The sequence below is a fragment of the Streptomyces sp. NBC_01006 genome, assembly GCF_045162725.1.
In the GTDB taxonomy this organism is placed as follows: domain Bacteria; phylum Actinomycetota; class Actinomycetes; order Streptomycetales; family Streptomycetaceae; genus Streptomyces.
Window position 1 is genome coordinate 516,732 of sequence record NZ_CP108701.1, and the last position, 16,028, is coordinate 532,759.

Annotated in this window: 22 protein-coding genes; 13 read left to right on the top strand and 9 right to left on the bottom strand. The window is 71.3% G+C overall.

The window, feature by feature from the left end; genetic code table 11:
* Positions 1-20 precede the first annotated feature (20 nt).
* A complete protein-coding gene (locus OG509_RS41905; protein ID WP_331742619.1) occupies positions 21-542 on the bottom strand; it encodes a GNAT family N-acetyltransferase in 522 nt (173 codons plus the stop codon).
* Positions 543-626: 84 nt separating this feature from the next.
* Between OG509_RS41905 and OG509_RS41910 the strand changes: the two genes are divergently transcribed.
* The gene (locus tag OG509_RS41910; protein WP_331742779.1) at positions 627-974 is read left to right on the top strand and encodes a GntR family transcriptional regulator; all 348 of its coding nucleotides are present in this window, start codon (positions 627-629) and stop codon (positions 972-974) included.
* Positions 971-1,930 (top strand): DUF1648 domain-containing protein, encoded by a 960-nt coding sequence (locus OG509_RS41915; protein ID WP_331742622.1) that lies wholly within the window; start codon positions 971-973, stop codon positions 1,928-1,930. Before OG509_RS41910 ends, OG509_RS41915 begins: the two co-directional genes overlap by 4 nt.
* Before the next feature lie 14 nt (positions 1,931-1,944).
* Here OG509_RS41915 and OG509_RS41920 read toward each other — a convergent pair whose 3' ends face one another.
* Positions 1,945-3,324, bottom strand: coding sequence for a hypothetical protein (locus OG509_RS41920; protein WP_331742625.1), 1,380 nt, complete (start codon positions 3,322-3,324; stop codon positions 1,945-1,947).
* A 217-nt stretch (positions 3,325-3,541) separates the two neighbouring features.
* On the opposite strand from OG509_RS41920, the gene OG509_RS41925 reads away from it, so the two are divergent.
* The 4 genes from OG509_RS41925 (at position 3,542) to OG509_RS41940 (ending at position 5,203) form a co-directional block, all read left to right on the top strand.
* The gene (locus OG509_RS41925) at positions 3,542-4,303 is read left to right on the top strand and encodes a hypothetical protein (RefSeq protein WP_331742628.1); all 762 of its coding nucleotides are present in this window, start codon (positions 3,542-3,544) and stop codon (positions 4,301-4,303) included.
* A gap of 68 nt (positions 4,304-4,371) precedes the next feature.
* A complete protein-coding gene (locus OG509_RS41930) occupies positions 4,372-4,710 on the top strand; it encodes a hypothetical protein (protein ID WP_331742631.1) in 339 nt (112 codons plus the stop codon).
* Positions 4,711-4,727: 17 nt separating this feature from the next.
* Entirely contained in the window at positions 4,728-5,021 is a 294-nt protein-coding gene (locus tag OG509_RS41935; RefSeq protein ID WP_331742633.1) for a hypothetical protein, read from the top strand.
* Positions 5,022-5,041: 20 nt separating this feature from the next.
* A complete protein-coding gene (locus OG509_RS41940) occupies positions 5,042-5,203 on the top strand; it encodes a hypothetical protein (RefSeq protein ID WP_406187924.1) in 162 nt (53 codons plus the stop codon).
* Between the two features lie 73 nt (positions 5,204-5,276).
* Here OG509_RS41940 and OG509_RS41945 read toward each other — a convergent pair whose 3' ends face one another.
* On the bottom strand, positions 5,277-5,621 hold the full coding sequence (locus OG509_RS41945; RefSeq protein ID WP_406187925.1) for a hypothetical protein: 345 nt from the start codon (positions 5,619-5,621) through the stop codon (positions 5,277-5,279).
* A gap of 251 nt (positions 5,622-5,872) precedes the next feature.
* Between OG509_RS41945 and OG509_RS41950 the strand changes: the two genes are divergently transcribed.
* Positions 5,873-6,502 carry a class I SAM-dependent methyltransferase gene (locus OG509_RS41950; protein ID WP_331742639.1) on the top strand — a complete coding sequence of 210 codons (630 nt, stop codon included), beginning with the start codon at positions 5,873-5,875 and terminating at the stop codon, positions 6,500-6,502.
* Between the two features lie 6 nt (positions 6,503-6,508).
* On the opposite strand, the gene OG509_RS41955 is transcribed toward OG509_RS41950, so the two are convergent.
* A complete protein-coding gene (locus OG509_RS41955; protein ID WP_406187926.1) occupies positions 6,509-6,775 on the bottom strand; it encodes a hypothetical protein in 267 nt (88 codons plus the stop codon).
* 379 nt (positions 6,776-7,154) lie between these two features.
* Here OG509_RS41955 and OG509_RS41960 point away from each other — a divergent pair, with 379 nt between their 5' ends.
* From OG509_RS41960 to OG509_RS41980, 5 genes are all read left to right on the top strand, one after another.
* Complete coding sequence (locus tag OG509_RS41960; protein WP_331742645.1) at positions 7,155-8,558, top strand: FAD/NAD(P)-binding protein; 1,404 nt, start codon at positions 7,155-7,157, stop codon at positions 8,556-8,558.
* Entirely contained in the window at positions 8,546-9,292 is a 747-nt protein-coding gene (locus OG509_RS41965; protein WP_331742648.1) for a class I SAM-dependent methyltransferase, read from the top strand. Before OG509_RS41960 ends, OG509_RS41965 begins: the two co-directional genes overlap by 13 nt.
* A gap of 49 nt (positions 9,293-9,341) precedes the next feature.
* Positions 9,342-9,800 carry a hypothetical protein gene (locus OG509_RS41970; protein ID WP_331742651.1) on the top strand — a complete coding sequence of 153 codons (459 nt, stop codon included), beginning with the start codon at positions 9,342-9,344 and terminating at the stop codon, positions 9,798-9,800.
* Positions 9,801-9,898: 98 nt separating this feature from the next.
* Positions 9,899-10,180, top strand: coding sequence for a hypothetical protein (locus OG509_RS41975; protein WP_331742654.1), 282 nt, complete (start codon positions 9,899-9,901; stop codon positions 10,178-10,180).
* A complete protein-coding gene (locus OG509_RS41980) occupies positions 10,177-10,770 on the top strand; it encodes a hypothetical protein (RefSeq protein WP_331742657.1) in 594 nt (197 codons plus the stop codon). Before OG509_RS41975 ends, OG509_RS41980 begins: the two co-directional genes overlap by 4 nt.
* Before the next feature lie 155 nt (positions 10,771-10,925).
* Here OG509_RS41980 and OG509_RS41985 read toward each other — a convergent pair whose 3' ends face one another.
* Positions 10,926-12,203: a LuxR C-terminal-related transcriptional regulator gene (locus tag OG509_RS41985; RefSeq protein ID WP_331742661.1), complete on the bottom strand. Its 1,278-nt coding sequence runs from the start codon at positions 12,201-12,203 to the stop codon at positions 10,926-10,928.
* Positions 12,204-12,356: 153 nt separating this feature from the next.
* Here OG509_RS41985 and OG509_RS41990 point away from each other — a divergent pair, with 153 nt between their 5' ends.
* Positions 12,357-12,608 (top strand): hypothetical protein, encoded by a 252-nt coding sequence (locus OG509_RS41990; protein ID WP_331742664.1) that lies wholly within the window; start codon positions 12,357-12,359, stop codon positions 12,606-12,608.
* Positions 12,609-12,852: 244 nt separating this feature from the next.
* On the opposite strand, the gene OG509_RS41995 is transcribed toward OG509_RS41990, so the two are convergent.
* From OG509_RS41995 to lanKC, 4 genes are all read right to left on the bottom strand, one after another.
* Positions 12,853-12,957, bottom strand: coding sequence for a class III lanthipeptide (locus OG509_RS41995; RefSeq protein ID WP_209441813.1), 105 nt, complete (start codon positions 12,955-12,957; stop codon positions 12,853-12,855).
* Positions 12,958-13,007: 50 nt separating this feature from the next.
* Positions 13,008-13,112 (bottom strand): class III lanthipeptide, encoded by a 105-nt coding sequence (locus OG509_RS42000; RefSeq protein ID WP_331742671.1) that lies wholly within the window; start codon positions 13,110-13,112, stop codon positions 13,008-13,010.
* 77 nt (positions 13,113-13,189) lie between these two features.
* Entirely contained in the window at positions 13,190-13,291 is a 102-nt protein-coding gene (locus tag OG509_RS42005) for a class III lanthipeptide (protein ID WP_331742674.1), read from the bottom strand.
* Positions 13,292-13,350: 59 nt separating this feature from the next.
* Positions 13,351-15,906 (bottom strand): class III lanthionine synthetase LanKC, encoded by a 2,556-nt coding sequence (lanKC, locus tag OG509_RS42010; RefSeq protein ID WP_331742678.1) that lies wholly within the window; start codon positions 15,904-15,906, stop codon positions 13,351-13,353.
* Between the last annotated feature and the right edge of the window lie 122 nt (positions 15,907-16,028).

The window sequence follows — 16,028 nt, forward strand, 5'->3', positions numbered from 1 at the left end:
ATGGTCCCAGCCGCCGAACGCTAGGTCCGGTACAGCACGCAATGGCGAAGCGGCCCCTCCGGCACGCTCGGGTCCTCGAAGTCGGAGGCCGGGTCCCGTGACATGCCGATCCGGCGCATCACGGCCTGGGAACGAACGTTGGCGACGGTCGTGGTGGCAATGATCTCCGCCAGCCCGAGGGTCTCGAAGCCGAAGGCCAGAGCGGCCAGACCGGCCTCGGTGGCGTAACCGTGCCCCCACGCCGCACGCGTCAACCGCCACCCGACGTCCACTCCCGTGAACGGCATGCCCTCGTCCACCACGTCCAGGCCGGCGCGGCCGACGAACTCACCGGTCTCCCGTCTTTCGAGCGCCCACCACCCGAAACCCCGCTCGTCGAACTCGGCCTGCATGCGCGCCACGACGGCATCGCTCTGCTCCCGGGTCAGCAGCTCCCCGAGGTGCTCCCGTACGTCGGGGTCGGCGTTCATCGCCGCCCACGGCTCAAGGTCGGACTCCCGCCACCGGCGGAGCAGAAGACGATCGGTACGCAGCTCTGGCATACCGCCAAGCCAACGCCCCCACGTCCCGAATGTCGAGCGAATTCGATGCCAAATAAAATGAATGGTGCTAGCGTCATTGGCATCATGCTGCTGAGGCTGAACATCGCGGACAACCGCCCCCTCCACGAACAGGTGGCCGGCGCCATCCGGCGCGCCATCGCCGAGGGGGAGTGCGGTCCGGGCGACCGGCTGCCGCCCGCGCGGGAGTTGTCACAGGCGCTGGGCGTCAACGCGAACACCGTCCTACGGGCCCTGCGCGCGCTGCGCGACGAAGGGCTGCTGGAGTTCCGGCGCGGCCGCGGGGTCACCGTGGCCGGCGGGGCGGACGGACGATCGGCACTGCTGATGCGCGTACGGGAGCTGGTGGCCGACGGCGCGCGCCTGGGGTACGGCAGGGCCGATCTCATAGAGATGATCGAGGAGGCACAGTGAAGGACCGTGGGGGATTAAAGAGCAGGGCCGCGTGGGGGACGGCCGCCTGGGCGGCCGGGATCCTCGCGCTGCTCGTGGCGCTGCCACTGGCGGCGCGCAGGGATCTCCGGGACCGACTGGCCACGCACTGGGGGGCCTTCGGCCAACCCGACGGCTCGCTTCCGCTCTGGGCGGCCGTACTCCTGCCGGCTTCGGTCTGGATCGTGCTCGTCGCCGGCGCCGTGTTCTGGCGGGCGGCCCGCCGGTGGCGCGGAGCGGTACTGGTCTCGTGCGGGGTGCTGCTGGCGGGGGAGCAGATCTCGATCGTACGGGCGAACCTCCACCACGCGGACTGGCACGACGCGGACTCGGTCACCGTCGGGGCCGTGGTCACGGTCGTGGCGGCATCGGTGGCGGCCTTCGCGGGCATGCTGGCAGCCCGTCGGCCCACCGCTCCCGCCTCGCCCGCCCAGGGCCCGCGGATGGACATCCCGGAAGGCGAACGCCGCGTATGGCTCGCCCGCACCACGAACCCCTGGCTGAATCTGCTCGCCGCCGTCATCGGACTCATCGCTCTGACCGCCCTCCTCGTCGGGGCCGGCAGCGATCCGACGAAGCCGATGTGGCTGCTGATCGTGCCGTTCGCGGCGGCCTCGATGGGGGTGCTGGCCTGCTCCTCGGTACGGGTACGGATCGCCGAGCCCGGCCTGGACGTGGCCTTCGGCCCCCTCGGCTGGCCGGTACGGCGCTGGGCCGCCGCGGACATCGAGTGGGCCCGCGCCGAGCACCGCACCCCGGCGCAGGTCGGCGGCTGGGGCTACCGGCTCAGCGGCCTGGGCACGACGGTGATGCTGCGCAGCGGCGAATGCCTGGTGATCCGCTCCAAGGGCAAGGACTTCGCGGTCAGCGTGGACGACGCCGAACGAGCCGCAGCCCTCCTGAACTCCCTGACCGCCCCACCCACCGAGCGCCCCTGAACCCGCGCCCGGCGTCAGGACGTTCCCGTTCCTCCCTGCACCTTCCGGAACATCTCGAACAGGGTGGCTGCGACCGGCAGCCACTCCTGCGGCGGAACGTCGCCGGGCAGGCGCCGGAGCTCGACCTGCACCCGCCCGGCCGCACCGGCCGCATGCCCGGCGTCGAGCCGCCGGTGCTGGCCCATGGCCGGCGAACTGGCCTTCATCCCGTCGGTCACCGTGGACCCGCCACCCGCCGACATCAGGTCCGGACCACCGGAGGCGATGCTCTCCAGCCACACCTTGCGCCCCGGCCCCCGGGACACCGCCTCGTCGCCCGCCCCACGGTCCTGGAAGCCCACTCGGTAGACGGGTTCGCCCGGCGCGAGACCGGCCACTCCCAGGACACGGCCGGGATCGAAGGCGGACTTCGCCTCCTGCGGCAGCGCCGCGTACATCGCGGAGAAGCTCATCCGGCTCATCAGCGGCAGGAAGTACTTCGCCTGATCGTGCCGTACGGACTGCCGGGCGCCGGCCAGCAGGTACGAGAACACCAGGGCCAGCAGCCCCTCCAGCCCTCCCGTTTCGGCCGTCCGCCCGTCAAGGCCCGCGACGTACTCCTCGGCGAAGTGCCGGGCGTCCCGGAGGATCGCCGCATCCCGCTTGGGGTCGGCGCCGCCGAGCGCGGTCTTGTCGGCGCGCTCCTCCGCCTCGTCACCCAGCAATTCCACATCCGCCGGGTTCGACGGGGAATCGAGCGGGAGTTCCCGGCCCACCACCGCCTCGAACAGGGCGAGCATCCTCTCCAGGCTGACGCCCCCGGTCGCCTGCGGCTTCGCAGTCGCCGGGTACACACGGTCCTCGCCGGACACGTACACATCGCTCCCGCCGTGCCGATGCGTCGTGCCCTCATCGGACAGGACGTCCGCAAGCCGCGTGTCCGTCCCCAGGACGGATCCGAACTTCGCCCGGGTGTGGAGCATGCCGAACGCGGCGGCCATTTCGCCGACCGCCTTGGCCATCCTCTCCGTTTCCGGGGCGTCCCCCTCCTCCTCGAAGGGGACCGTCACGAACTCCAGCGCGCTGGAGTCGGGAGTGACGTACCAGTCGCCCGAGGCGGCTTCGAAGATCTTCTCGTTCTTCGCGACGACCGGCTCGTCGTCGGCCCTCACCAGCATGTTGGTCTCGAACTCGAATCCGACCTTGCGCTGAATCGGGGCCGGATCGGCCATCGCCGCCACCGAATCCGCCTGCACCGGGCCCTGCTGCAGCATGCGGGTCACGGCCGCGTTGCCGGCGCTCCGCTGAAGGTCCTGGATCGACGCCGCCGAGCTCCGACCGGTCGACACGGTGCGGGACGCGGTACGGCGCGCCCTGTCCCCGTCAGGCGCCTTGCCGCCGTCGCGCAGGTGCATGAACGTCCTTTCCCGAAGAACCAAGAAACCTCCAGCCCATCTAAGACGGGCCCGACGGCCTGTCCACAAGAGGAAAAAGGGCACACCCACCCGACCCGAATGCGCACATGGGCGCGGGATCTTACCGATTGCTTACGAGGCCTCTCCGCGACGCCCGTTGACCCCTGTCCGCATCTAGCGTGATCGGTACATCTTCTGAACTTGAAGGACGGAAAAAATGACTGTTGGGGCCGTTGAGACGCTTCCGGTGTGCGCTTACCCGGACTGCACCAACCACGCCGAAGCGCCGACGCCGGACGCCCCGGCACCCCGCTACTGCGCCCACCCTGACCACAACGCACTCGGCGCCTTCCGCCGCTTCCGCGCCAAGCGACAGGAGCGCAAGGAGGAGAAGCGCCAGGCGGCCGAAGCCAAGAAGGCGGCCAAGGCGACGACGGCACCCGCACCCGTAGCCCCTGAGACGGCTGCCCCCCAGAGCGCGATGGACATGATGGAAGCCGTCCCGAACGAATCCGGAACCCGCGAGGACATCCTGGCCCTGATGTCCCGGCTGGCGACGGACCTGCCGGTCTACATCGAAGAGCTGGCCATCATCACGGACTCGGCCGCCGCCGAGGCGCGCATCGAGACGGTCACCAAGGCCTCGGCCCAGCGGACACTGGCCGCCGAGCAGCGCACCGCTCTGGCGGAGGAGGCCGCGGAGCAGGCCATCGCCGAACTGGACAAGGCCAAGCAGGGCTTCGAGGAGGAGACGGAGCGGATCCGTAAGGAGGCCGCGCAGCAGGTGGCCGACGTGGAGTTCGTACGGGCCGAGCTCGAACGCTACCGCGAGCGCGTCGCCCAGCTGGAGGAGCGCCTGGACGCGGTCCGCGAAGAGGCCGACACCGCCCGCCGCGAGAGCGCCGACCTGGCTCTTCACCTCGAGCGCCACCACGCGGACCACGCCGCCTGCTCCGTCCCCGCGGCGCCGATGAAGTAAAGGGACAGTCCGCCCAGGCCAGGTTTCACGACGATATCGACCCCATGGCCCCGGCGGAGTCCCTTCCCATGGCGGAGGTCCTCCAGGACCCGGTCGTCGACGCGGCCCTCCAGCAGTGCGCACCGGACATGTCGCCCACCGAGAACCGGGTGCGCGTGTCGGAGATCGCGGCAGCCGAGGGAATCGGCCCCCGCTGGGGTGCCGCGTGGCGCGCCAACAGCCACGACGCACACCGGCTGATCGCCCTGGCCCACCAATCCGGCGGAAGCGCGCTGCAGAACGCCGTGATGGAGGAGGCGCTGCGGGCCCACTTCGTCGACGCCCTCGACATCGCCCGGCCCGACACCCTCGCCGCCATCGCCCGGCGGAGGCCCTCCTCGGCCTCGGCGACCCGCTCGGCTGCCTGACACTGCTCGGTCCGCTGATGCAGGAGCACGACGACGACCGCAACGTCCGACTGCTGGCCGCCCGGGCCCACATCATCGGGATCCCCTGTGACACCCGCCGCGGCCACGCGGAGAGGAGGGCCGCGCAGAGCGCCACCAGCACCCGGAGCGAGAGCGGCCGCGGCCACTGTCGGCATGTGGACGGGATCGGCACCGACCACGGCGCGGGAGCCTTGTGGCCCGGGCGGCATGGTGGTCATATGGACGGGTTCGAGTTCGGGGCGTGCGAGGGGGACATGGCGTGGTTGAGCTGGGTGTGTTCCTGGGCCTGATGGGTCTGGGAGCGGTATGGATGGTGCGCACTCTGCTGCGTCGTGGCAAGCGGCGTACGGACAATGCGGACGGCCTGCTGATCGAGCTGGCGCGCACGGCGCAGGCGAGCAGCGACCGGAGTTCGTACAGTTCGAATGCCATGCACAATTCGGGCACGTACGGAAACGGCTACCGGCCCTGACGGAGGCACACCGGGCCCCGTGAGACGCGGCGCCGTGACCGACCAGCAGGTCCACATGCTCTGACCCGGGCTGTCATCGCCTGACACCTCGTGGACGCAGGGCGAGCGCGCCGACCACCCCGAGGCCGCCCACGCCGAGTACGGTGAGCGCGCGGCGCGGGCCGGCAGCCATCAGAGACCACCGAGCCTGGACGGACAGCACGCTCCCGATGCTCTGCAGGGATCCGCACGACACCAGTGACATGGCGGATCCGATGGAGCCGATGGACAGCACGGACCCCACCGATCCGACGGACAGCGCGCTGCCCACCGATCCGATGGAGAGTACGGACCCCGCGGAGCCGATCGACAGGAAGGAGTCCCTCGACCACAAGGAGAGCGAGGGACCACCGACTGCGCGGGAAGAGGAGTGCGTCATGGGCTCAGTGTCCCGCGACGAGGCCCGGCTCACACCTGAGCACGCCGAGGCATATAGCGGTCACCCGAAGCCGAGGCACCCCGGCATCCGGCACTTGAGGGGCAGGGCCGGGACCGATGGCAGATCTCGACGAACGCCAGGTGACCCGACACCAGGAACAGTACGCATCCGACCACGTCGGGAGTCCAGCAGGTTGACGGCGAACACGAGCCACAACCTCCGATGCCGAGGCGGATGTTAGCTTCCTACCCGTGGCGGAACACCAGCACGAAACCATGGCGGCCTACGACAACATCGTCGAGCTCTATGCGTCGATGTTCGCCGACCGGCTGGAGACGCGGCCGTTCGCGCGGGCCATGATCGGCACCTTTGCCGAACTGGTGCGCGGGACGGGCAACCTGCGGACGGCCGACGTCGGGTGCGGTCCCGGACATCTGACGGCCATGCTGGACGACTTGGGGCTGGACGCCTTCGGGCTCGACATCTCCCCGGCCATGATCGACCACGCCCGGCGGGCCCATCCGGCGCTGCGGTTCGGAGAGGCCCGGATGGAGGCTCTGCCGGTCGAGGATCGTGCGCTCGGCGGCGTACTGGCCCACTACTCGATGATCCACACCCCGCCCGGGGAACTGCCCGCGCTGCTCGCCGAGCAGGTGCGCGTCCTGGCACCGGGGGGCCTTCTCCTGGTCTCCTTCTTCGCGACCGACGCACCGGAGCCGGTCCGCTTCGACCACAAGGTCACGCCTGCCTACAGCTGGCCGGTGGACCGGTTCGCCGAACTGCTGGCCGAAGCCGGGCTCGCACCGCTCGCCCGGCTGCTCCACGACCCGGCATCCGAACGGGGCTTCCTCGACGCCCACGTGCTGGTCCGTCGGCAGTAGGGCGCCTCAGCCCGTCTCCTCGGGCGGCGTCGCCCGTGATTCACGGCGCCCCTGCCACCACATGGTCACGGCGGCGAGGCCGCCGGCGCCGACGAAGAATCCCACCTTCACCGCAGCCTTGCCCGACAGCCAGGCCGCGCCGACGCCCAGGTTCAGGCCCAGCCACCAAAAGATCGCGCACACCCCTGCCGCGGCGAGCACTCCCGCCACGACACCCATCGCAGCCCGCCGCCATCGGCGCCCGTCGCTACGGTCCCCCGTGTCACTGGTCATGCGGACAAGGCTAGGGACCGGGGCCGACGTTCTTCGTCCGCACGAAGGATGACCGCGCGGACAACTTTCGTCGCGGAAAGCCCCCGAGGCGCGATCCGAAAGTCTCTGAGAGCGCGTCAGGCCGCTGGGGCCGTACGGGTCCACGTTCGCACCGCCGACGCCGCCGAGCGGTGCGAGCGCGCTCCGGCCACGCCGCTCACCGAGGCGTCGTCACCACTCGGCGAGCTTCGCTGCCGCACGGACGGACAGGTACCGGACATGCTCGCCGGGCCGCCGGCCGGGCACCGGCCCGTTTGTCCTGATTGCCCCGGCCGACGGCACCACCCTCACTGCCACAATGGCAGGCGGGGAACACGCCCCTTCGGAGGTGACCGAGCCGATGCCCGAGACAGCCTTACGCGTCGCCGTGGTCGGCGCAGGGGCCGCCGGTACCCTGACCGCCGCGCAACTGCTGCGCCGGGCCGCTGCGCTCCGGGTCGACCTGGAGGTGCGGCTGATCGATCCGGCCGCCACCACCGGCCGGGGCGTGGCCTACGCGACCGACTCCGTACACCACCTGCTCAACGTCCCCGCAGCCCGGATGAGCGCGTACCCCGACGTGCCGGGGGACTTCACCGACTGGCTGGACCGCCGCACACCCGGCGTCCACACCGGCGCCCACCACGTACCCCGGGCGCTCTACGGCGAGTACCTCGCCGGGGTGTTGGCCGACGCGGAGGCCGGACCCGGCCGGGGGCGGCTGCACCGGATCCACGAGCGGGTCGTGGGCGTGCACCGGACCGACGGCGGCGTGACCCCCACCCCCGCCCTCACCCTCACCCTCGGCTCCGGCGAGCCGCTGCGGGCGGACGCGGCCGTCCTCGCCCTGGGCAACTTTCCCCCCGGCGAGGCCTGGGTCCCGTCCGCCCTGCGCCGCTCCCCCCGCTACCTGCCCGACCCCTGGGCGCCGGGCGCCCTCGCCGCCCTGCCGCGCGAAGGAGCCGTCCTCCTCGTGGGCACCGGGCTGACCATGGTCGACATCGCACTCACCCTCGGTCGCGCGGGCCGCACCGTACGGGCGGTCTCCCGGCACGGCCTGCTGCCCCTGCCCCACGCCGAGTCGGCGCTGCCCACGGCCCCGCCGCCCTCCCTCGACCCCGGCGCGGACATCCACCAGGTCCGCCGCGCCCTGCTGAGCCACGTCTCGGCCTGCCGCCGCACGTACGGGAACTGGCGCGTCGGGATCGACAGCCTGCGCCCGGTCACCGCCGAGATCTGGCAGCGGCTCCCCGTCACCGACCGGGCCCGATTCCTTCGCCAGTACCAGAGCCTGTGGAACGTCCACCGGCACCGCATCCCACAGGCCAGCGCCCGGGCCCTGCGGGAGGGGATGGACGCGGGCCGGATCCGGGTCACCCCGGGTGAGGTGGCCGACGCGGTGCCGGTCGAGGACTCCGTCATGGTCCGCTTCCGCGACGGCCGCACCCTGCGCGTCGGCGCCGTCGTCAACTGCACCGGGCCCCAGGAGGACGTCCGTCGCCTGGACGACCCCCTCGTCACCGGCCTCCTCAACTCCGGGCTGGCCCTCCCCGACCCCACAGGCCTCGGCTTCCGCGTAGCCCCCTGCGGTCGGCTCCACCCCCCTGCCGAGAGCCCGCTGGCCCCCCTCTGGACCCTCGGCGCCCTCCGCCGCGGCGCCCTCCTGGAAACCTCTGCCATCCCCGAGATCCGCACCCAGGCCCACGACGTCGCCACGACCGTCCTCACCACCCTGACGGCTACGCTGCGACGATGGAACGCTTAACCGACTTGCCGGCGCAGGTGAATGACTACGACAGCTTCGCCGAGGCGTACTCGGCCGAGAACGAGAACAACCTCGTGAACGCGTACTACGAGCGGCCCGCGATGTTGGCCCTCGCCGGAGAGGTGGCCGGCCGTCGGATCCTGGATGCCGGCTGTGGCTCAGGCGCCCTGTCCGCGGCGCTGCGCGAGCGCGGTGCGGTCGTCACCGGCATCGATGCCAGCGCCGGGATGTTGGCGCTGGCAAGGCGGCGGCTGGGTGACGGCGTGGCCCTGCACGTGGTCGACCTGAGCGACCGCTTGCCGTTCGACGACGGTGCGTTCGACGACGTGGTCGCGTCGCTGGTGCTGCACTACGTGGAGGACTGGGGGCCGACGTTGGCCGAGTTGCGACGCGTGCTCAGGCCCGGCGGCCGGCTGATCGCATCGGTGGACCACCCTTTCGTGGCCTACACCTTCCAGGATCCGCGGCCCGACTACTTCGCGAGCACCAGCTATGCCTTCGACTGGACGTTCAACGGGCGTTCCGTCCCGATGAGGTTCTGGCGCAAGCCGTTGCACGCGATGACCGATGCCTTCACCGCCGCCGGCTTCCGCCTTACCGCCCTCAGCGAGCCGCAGCCCGACCCGGCCGCACGTGAGCTGTTCCCCGATGACTTCCATGCCCTTTCGACCAAGACCTGCTTCCTCTTCTTCGTCCTGGAAGTACCCCCGCCGTCCGCGGACTCGGACGAGTAACCATCCCGGCGCGCAGCCGGGGTACCGCCGGGAGTGTCAGTGGTGGCCGATGGGAAGGGGAACGGCCGTGGCGACGTGGGGACTGATCCTTGAGACAACGGTGGGCTTGGGGGAGCGCAAACACAGCGAGGCCTACGTGATGGTGCATGTGGAGGGTGAGCGGGAGGCGGCTCTGGCGGAGCTGGAGAGGCGGGCGCGTGCCTATGCGCCGGAGCATCCCAGGAGCCCCAAGCGTCGCCGCCTCTTCCGCGATGGTGACGGATTCCTGCTGGTTGTCGACGGTGCGTGGCAGTCCCACGCCACCCGCTTCTCGGTTGCCGAACTCTTGGACGACACCGACCGTCCCACCCCGGCCGAACGGATCGGCGACGAGCCGGCCGAGGCTGAGGCGCTGCCGGCCACGACGCCGGAGTCCCCGCCCCCTCCCTCGTTGCCGCCGTCGGTCGAACGCGACGAGGACGGCGTGCCGGTGAAACCGGCATGGCTGGGACGTACCGACCTGCCGTGACGATCGGCAGGCCGCTGGCCGGCGGATGAGCCTGGTCGGGCGAGGGAGGGTGTCAAGGAATTCTTGACAACTCGACCGCGGCAAGGTTTCCTTGACGCATGTCGATCTTGAAGTTGAAGGCCCGGCAACGGGTCCCCTTTCCCGCCACCACATCCATGGCCGTCGCACTGCCGCTCGCCGTGAGCCTGCCGGCCACGACGGTGGTGTCCGGCGACCGGCTCGCCAACTCTGCCACCGGCGCCCTGACTTGCGCGGGCCTCGTGCTCATCGCCTGCACGGCGGGCCTGTCGGCCCGAGCCGCGGCCCGTGACGCCGAGCAGGTGCGCCGCGACGAGGAAGTCCTCGACGCCCTCGAACCCCTTGCCGGACTGCGCCGATGAGCAACGAACCCCTGCTCCACCCGGTGGAGACCGCCCGGATCCGGGAGGGGATCGCCGCAGCAGTCCTCGGGGCCCCCGAGGGGCTGGCCGACTCGCTCGAACACGACGCCCACGGATACCTGCGCCTGTTGGACGCCTCGCGCGTCGGCGCCGAGGAGGCGAGCCGGTTGCTGCGCGAGTCCGTACAGGGCGCCAGGGCCGCCGGCCACAGCTGGGACACGGTGGGCCGCGTCCTGGGAGTGAGCCGCCAGGCCGCCCAGCAGCGCTTCGCGGGCAAGGCCGCGTCCGCGAGCCAGTCGGCGCCGCCCGCCGAGGGGCCGAACGCCCCGAAGCGCCGCACCCTCGGCGGGTTGACCGCGTTCAACGAGATGGCCGCCCTCGAAGAAGCCGGCCGTGACGGCTGGCACATGGTCGGCTACGGCCCCTTCTTCCACGAGGTGGAGGCGTCCGGCAACCCCTGGGAGCACTGCCGGGTCACCCTCCCCTCCGTCGCGCGACACCGGCGGATGGAAGCAGAAGGATGGATCCCGGTCGGCGCGGGATGGTTCCCGTGGCGCTACTACAAGCGGCCCGTCACCCCCGGCACCTGAAGGGCGCTGCAGAAGGTCCGCTTCGGGCAGCCCTGATCGGAGCGGTACCGGACATAGGAGCCGCGCCGCGAGCCACGCGCACACACGCGCACACACGCGCACACACGCGCACACACGCGCACACATGACGGATTTCGTGACGGGGCCGTGTTTCGTCACGCGCCGGTAGCGGCCCCGCCGCCTCCGGGCTCCGGCTTGCGGCGGGCCCGGTAGGCCCGCGCCCGGCAGGCAGCCGAGCAGTGCCGGGCCGGTCGGCCCGGTGTCGGCCGACGACCGTCGGCCGTCGGCAGCGCGTCACCACAGCCGGGACAGCGGACGGGACGGTCCGATCCGGTCGGGCCCGGAACGCGTACCGGTGCCTGCTCCGACGCGAGGGCCGGGCTCGGGGCCGCTGCCCTCCGCTCCGGGAACGGCCCGTGCGTCCCCGTGAGGCCCTGCCGTTCGGCGACGGCCCCGGCCTGGAAGCGGCTGTGCGCGCCCAGGCTGACCAGCAGCTCCGAGACGTGCCGGCGGCAGGTCCGCAGCGATATGCCCAGGCGTCGTGCGATCGAGTCGTCCTTCAGCCCCTTGGCCAGGAGCGCCAGGATGCTCTGCTTGACGGTCTCCGAGATGTCGTGCGCCGCCTGAGGGCCCGTCGCGAACGGCACCGCGTACTCCCAGTCCCGGTGGAAGACGTCCAGGAGGTAGCCGAGCAGGTCCGGTTCGCGGATCAGCAACGCCCCGCCGGACCGGGACGGCAGGAAGCCCAGCTCCCTGTCGACGATGATCATCTGCGGGAGCACCTCGGGGAGCGTACGGATCTCCGCCCCCGCTGCGATCAGCTGCTCCGCATGTGTCCGAGTCGCCGGATCGAAGCGGGTGGCGTGCTGGTAGAGGCTGCGCATCCGCACACCGCGTTCCAGCAGCGACAGGTCACGTGGCAGCGCCTCGCGCAGCGCGGCCTCCGGGAAGGAGCCGCCGTGCTTGGACACGAGCACCTCGGTACGGCAGTTGTCGATGACTTCCGTCAGGAGCGCGCGTACCGCGAACTGGTCTGGCAGGTGGTCGATCGTGCCCTGCGGGAAGGCGTGTTGCCGTGCCTGGAGGTAGACGGGGGTGAGGTCGGTGAACGCATCGCGCCGGCGTTGCAGCTCCTCCTTGCGCGCCCGCAGTTCTTCCTCATGTGCGCGCAGCGTGGCCTCGGGCCCGGACAGCAGCCGCGCTCCCGCCGCCTGTGGGCTGACGGCCTGCCAGCTCCCGCCGTCGGCCTGCACCAGACAGGTGTCGGTGAGCAGGGCCACCGCGGTGCGGCATTCCTCCACCGTCAGACCAATCTCGGCCGCGGCCCTCGGCAGAGCCGATGCGCGCAGCCCGCCCTGTACGAGCATCCACCGGTACAGCACGATCGCCGCGCTGTCGATCTCGGGCATGCCCGCGTCCATGCCCGTCTCCATGTGCTTGCCTCCTAAAGATGCATGGCACACAGATGATCCCTTACGGGTCTGCCGCTGTCATCCCGCGGCTGGCAGAGTCGGGTTCACCAGGGGAAACGGCATGACCGGCCGGAGCCCCGTCCGTCACACGTCCTGCGTCGCAAAGGAGTTGTCGTGATCAAGAAGACCGTACGGTGGGTGGCGGTGCTGGCCGCTGGGGGCGTGCTCTGGATGGGCACTGCAAACACGACGGTAAACACGACGGCGGGCACGACGGCGATCACGGCCTCAACGGGTACGGCCACCGGCACGCCGGCGCCGGATATGAGCTGGATCCGCGAAGACCCGGACCAGGACCGCGACAAGCAGTGCGCCACCACGACTGCGTGGGGCACCGGCGAGTGCCCCGGCAAGCGGCTCCACTAGGACCGCCCGGGTAACCGGGTGCGGGGGCGGCGGAATCCATCCGCCGCCGGTTGGGTGGATGAGGGCCCAAACCCGGTGGAAGGGCAGTACGGCGGCGCGTGCGGCGTCTTCGCTCAGGAGCGGTCGAGCGGTCGCGCCCGTCGCGGTACATGACGGGACGGTCTGCGGGGCGCTGCCCCGCAGACCGTCCTGATCCGCGAACGGATCGTCACCGCACCAGCTGAACGGGTGTGTCACCCGTGGTTCAGTGGAAGCTGGTGTTGTGGCACTGGAAGCTGGCGCTGCTCATGAGCAGCAGGCCGCCTTCCTCCTCTGCGATTTCCAGCTGCTGGAGGTTGAGGATGGACATGGTGGTCACCTCCTTTCGGTGTTCGTGTGGGCGGGTGTGTCACCCGTGGCTTAGTGGAAGCTGGTGTTGTGGCACTGGAAGCTGGCGCTGCTCATGAGCAGCAGGCCGCCTTCCTCCTCTGCGAGCTCCAGCTGCTGGAGGTTGAGGATCGACATGGTGGTCACCTCCTTTCAGCGGTAGGGGTTTCCCGGCCGGGCCGGGCCGGGCGCTCCCGCCCGAGGCGGGACACGGATCAGGCGAGGGTGCCGTGGCACGCGTAGCTGATGGCGCTGGCGAGCAGTGCGGCGCCCTCCTCCTCGGCGATCTCCAGCTGCTGCAGGTTGAGAATGGACATGGTGGTCACCTCCTTTCAGGGGTAGGGGTTTCGCTGGACCGGGATCGGTGCAGCAAGCTTCAGGCGGCGGTGGCCGGTGCCGGCCCGCCGAGCAGGGGCAGGAGATGGTCGGTGCGGCGGTGGGCGCCGTCCATCGCCAGGAGTACTCCCGCCGATCCGGTGGCGAGGTCCATCGACAGCCGGACCAGGTGTCTGCCGGGGAAGGCGAGGCCGTCGCCGTGGGGTACGGCGTGCCGCCACACGTCGCGCCGGTGCCCCTGGAGGGCGTCGTCGTCGGCGGCGCCGTGGCCGGCGGCCGTCAGGAAGTACAGCAGTCCGGCGCGGCCGTCGAGCAGACCGGGGAAGACGGTGAACTGGCCGCGTGCAGCCAGCCGGATCGAGGCGAGGGCGTCGACGAGGCCCGTGCCGGTGCGGTGCTTCAGGAAGGCCGCCAGGGCGAGTCCGATGCCGGTGGATCCGGTGCCGAGGTAGAGCACGGAGCGCCAGCCGTCGTTGACCTGCAGGGAGCCTTCGATGTCCGCGCACTGAGCGAGGTCGCTGCGCAGCGCCTTCTCGGCGAGGTCGAGGTAACCGGGCTCGCCGGTGCGTTCGTGCAGGCGGACGAGGAACAGCGCGGCTCCGGCCGCTCCGGTGGTGAGGCCCGCACCGGGGCTCTTGCCGGCCGGGGGGTCGAGTGCGGCTTCGATGCGCTCCGCGACGCGGTCGGCGATGCGACGGGCATGGTCGAGGTGGCCGCTGTCCCCGCGACGGGCGTGGAAGCCCAGCGCGGTCAGACCCGTGCCGGGAAGTCCGGTCAGCAGACCGAGGCTCGTCGGTTCGCCGGTGCGGTCGAGGGCCCGGCCCAGGATCTCGATGGCCTCCTCGTGCCGTCCCAGGAGGTCGAGGACGGTGGCCACCCCGCAGGAGCCGTTGAAGAGGCCGACGGGCGCGCGGTCGATGTCCCGCAGCGTCGCGGCGGTGAGCCAGTCGGTCCACGCGGGGTCGACGGCGTGGCCCGTGGCGTGCAGGGCGTACAGGACGCCCGCCGCGCCGTGGGACAGGTTGGTTCCGCCGCCCTCCCGCGCTCCGTCGGGATCGTTGGGGAAGAGCCGGTCCTCCCGGTGGGGGGTGGCGCAGGAGGTGAGCGCCGCGACGAGCCCGGCCCGGTTCTCCTCCCAGTCCCTGCCGACCGCTCCGGGGCCGGGTGGTGCCGGTGCGGTGGTCCCGGCGATCGCCGCCATGGCGGCTGCGGCGTCATGGGCGTAGCCCGCCGGCAGGGGGAAGAGTTCGTGCGCCCATCGTGCCAGCTGGTCGGGCTTGGCCGGATCCGGGCCGGACAGCGCCGTCAGCGGGATGAACTGGCCCAGGCGCAGGGCGGCCAGGCCGTAGGCGTCGACGTCGGTGCCCGTGACGTGGGCGGGTGCCGCGAACCCGGGTGCGCCCAGAAGACCGGTGCGCTTCTCGCCGATGGGGTGGGCGGCTTCCATGTCGATGAAGGTGACGGTGTCGTCGGGGCGCACGATGACGTTGTTCGGGTGCAGATCGCCGAAGACGACCCCGGCCCGGTGGACGGCGGCGACCGCCGCGGCGACCTTGTCGAGGACCGAGAGCGACCAGCTGGTGTACTCCGCGTACGTCTGCGGTGTCGCACCGGGTCGCACCAGCGGCAGGCGCAGCACGCCGGCCTTCGCCAGTGGGTCGCCGTCGATGTACTCCTGGACGAGGAAGTCGTGTTCCCAGTGGGTCTCGTAGCCCAGCACACGCGGTACGAGACCCGTCCCGGCCAGTGCGGTGAGCATGCGGTGCTCGTGCCGCAGGCGGGCGACGGCGTCCAGTCCCCGCGCGTCCAGCCCGGCCAGGGGCCGTGCCTCCTTCAGTACGACCAGATCGCCGCTGCCCGGGTCCTTGGCCAGGTAGACCCCGCCCCCGTTGGAGAAGTGCAGCGGTCGCACGATCTCGTAGGGCAGGTCGACGCGGCTGATCACCGTGAACCGTTCGACGCGCTCACGGATGAAGCCGGGCATCGGAGCCCACTGCGGCGGGGTGAACGCCGCGGTACGCGGATCGGGTACGGGCGCTCCGTCCGGCCGGGCGATGGCCAGGACGGGAGCGTCGCCTCCGTCCTGGGCCCACCGCGCGGCGAACGCCCCGTACCGTACGAAGACCGGACTGCTGTCACTCCAGCGAAGGTCGGACAGGATGTAGGGGCCCTGCTGCCCGTTCAGCGCGGCCGTGAGACCGTCGAGCAGCGTCTTCAGCTCCGACTCGTCCGCCGGGTAGACGGCGATGAACTTCCCCGAGGAACCACGGTGGGCGTACTTGGAGTTGAACGCCGTGAGCAGCCGGCTGCTGCGCAGGTACTTGAAGGCGACGCGGTGGGAGGTGCAGACGGCGGCAGCCCTGTCCAGGATCTCCTGGGCGGCCGGGACGTCAGCCGATATGTGGATCTTCCAGCCCTGCAGCGGCAGCGGCCGGCCGAAGAACACCCGCACCCATACGTCCGCGTCGTCTTGAGCCACGGTGGCATCGCCCACCTGCGGCGGCGTCCAGCGCTCGTCCTCGTCGTCGATGCGCTGCGGCACGTCGAAGAACACCGGGTCGGCCAAGCAGAACGCGTACATCTGTTCCAGATTCATCGCTTCCCCCTTCCGGAATCCGCTACTGACCTGCCGTGCGCCGGCATTTCCCGGACCTGGGCGGTCGGTTCGTCGGTCATGGCCACCACTGTGCGGCGGGCCGGTCCTCGTGGGATGAACGG

Coding starts and splice junctions, on each gene's coding strand:
- OG509_RS41955 (WP_406187926.1), bottom strand. CDS start 6,775: ATGACCAGTGACACGGGGGACCGTAGCGACGGGCGCCGATGGCGGCGG.
- OG509_RS41930 (WP_331742631.1), top strand. CDS start 4,372: ATGGCGGAGGTCCTCCAGGACCCGGTCGTCGACGCGGCCCTCCAGCAG.
- lanKC (WP_331742678.1), bottom strand. CDS start 15,906: ATGAATCTGGAACAGATGTACGCGTTCTGCTTGGCCGACCCGGTGTTC.
- OG509_RS41940 (WP_406187924.1), top strand. CDS start 5,042: ATGGTGCGCACTCTGCTGCGTCGTGGCAAGCGGCGTACGGACAATGCG.
- OG509_RS41960 (WP_331742645.1), top strand. CDS start 7,155: ATGCCCGAGACAGCCTTACGCGTCGCCGTGGTCGGCGCAGGGGCCGCC.
- OG509_RS42005 (WP_331742674.1), bottom strand. CDS start 13,291: ATGTCCATTCTCAACCTGCAGCAGCTGGAGATCGCCGAGGAGGAGGGC.
- OG509_RS41925 (WP_331742628.1), top strand. CDS start 3,542: ATGACTGTTGGGGCCGTTGAGACGCTTCCGGTGTGCGCTTACCCGGAC.
- OG509_RS41935 (WP_331742633.1), top strand. CDS start 4,728: ATGCAGGAGCACGACGACGACCGCAACGTCCGACTGCTGGCCGCCCGG.
- OG509_RS41945 (WP_406187925.1), bottom strand. CDS start 5,621: ATGACGCACTCCTCTTCCCGCGCAGTCGGTGGTCCCTCGCTCTCCTTG.
- OG509_RS41910 (WP_331742779.1), top strand. CDS start 627: ATGCTGCTGAGGCTGAACATCGCGGACAACCGCCCCCTCCACGAACAG.
- OG509_RS41905 (WP_331742619.1), bottom strand. CDS start 542: ATGCCAGAGCTGCGTACCGATCGTCTTCTGCTCCGCCGGTGGCGGGAG.
- OG509_RS41985 (WP_331742661.1), bottom strand. CDS start 12,203: ATGGAGACGGGCATGGACGCGGGCATGCCCGAGATCGACAGCGCGGCG.
- OG509_RS42000 (WP_331742671.1), bottom strand. CDS start 13,112: ATGTCGATCCTCAACCTCCAGCAGCTGGAGCTCGCAGAGGAGGAAGGC.
- OG509_RS41995 (WP_209441813.1), bottom strand. CDS start 12,957: ATGTCCATCCTCAACCTCCAGCAGCTGGAAATCGCAGAGGAGGAAGGC.
- OG509_RS41920 (WP_331742625.1), bottom strand. CDS start 3,324: ATGCACCTGCGCGACGGCGGCAAGGCGCCTGACGGGGACAGGGCGCGC.
- OG509_RS41975 (WP_331742654.1), top strand. CDS start 9,899: ATGTCGATCTTGAAGTTGAAGGCCCGGCAACGGGTCCCCTTTCCCGCC.
- OG509_RS41970 (WP_331742651.1), top strand. CDS start 9,342: ATGGGAAGGGGAACGGCCGTGGCGACGTGGGGACTGATCCTTGAGACA.
- OG509_RS41980 (WP_331742657.1), top strand. CDS start 10,177: ATGAGCAACGAACCCCTGCTCCACCCGGTGGAGACCGCCCGGATCCGG.
- OG509_RS41965 (WP_331742648.1), top strand. CDS start 8,546: ATGGAACGCTTAACCGACTTGCCGGCGCAGGTGAATGACTACGACAGC.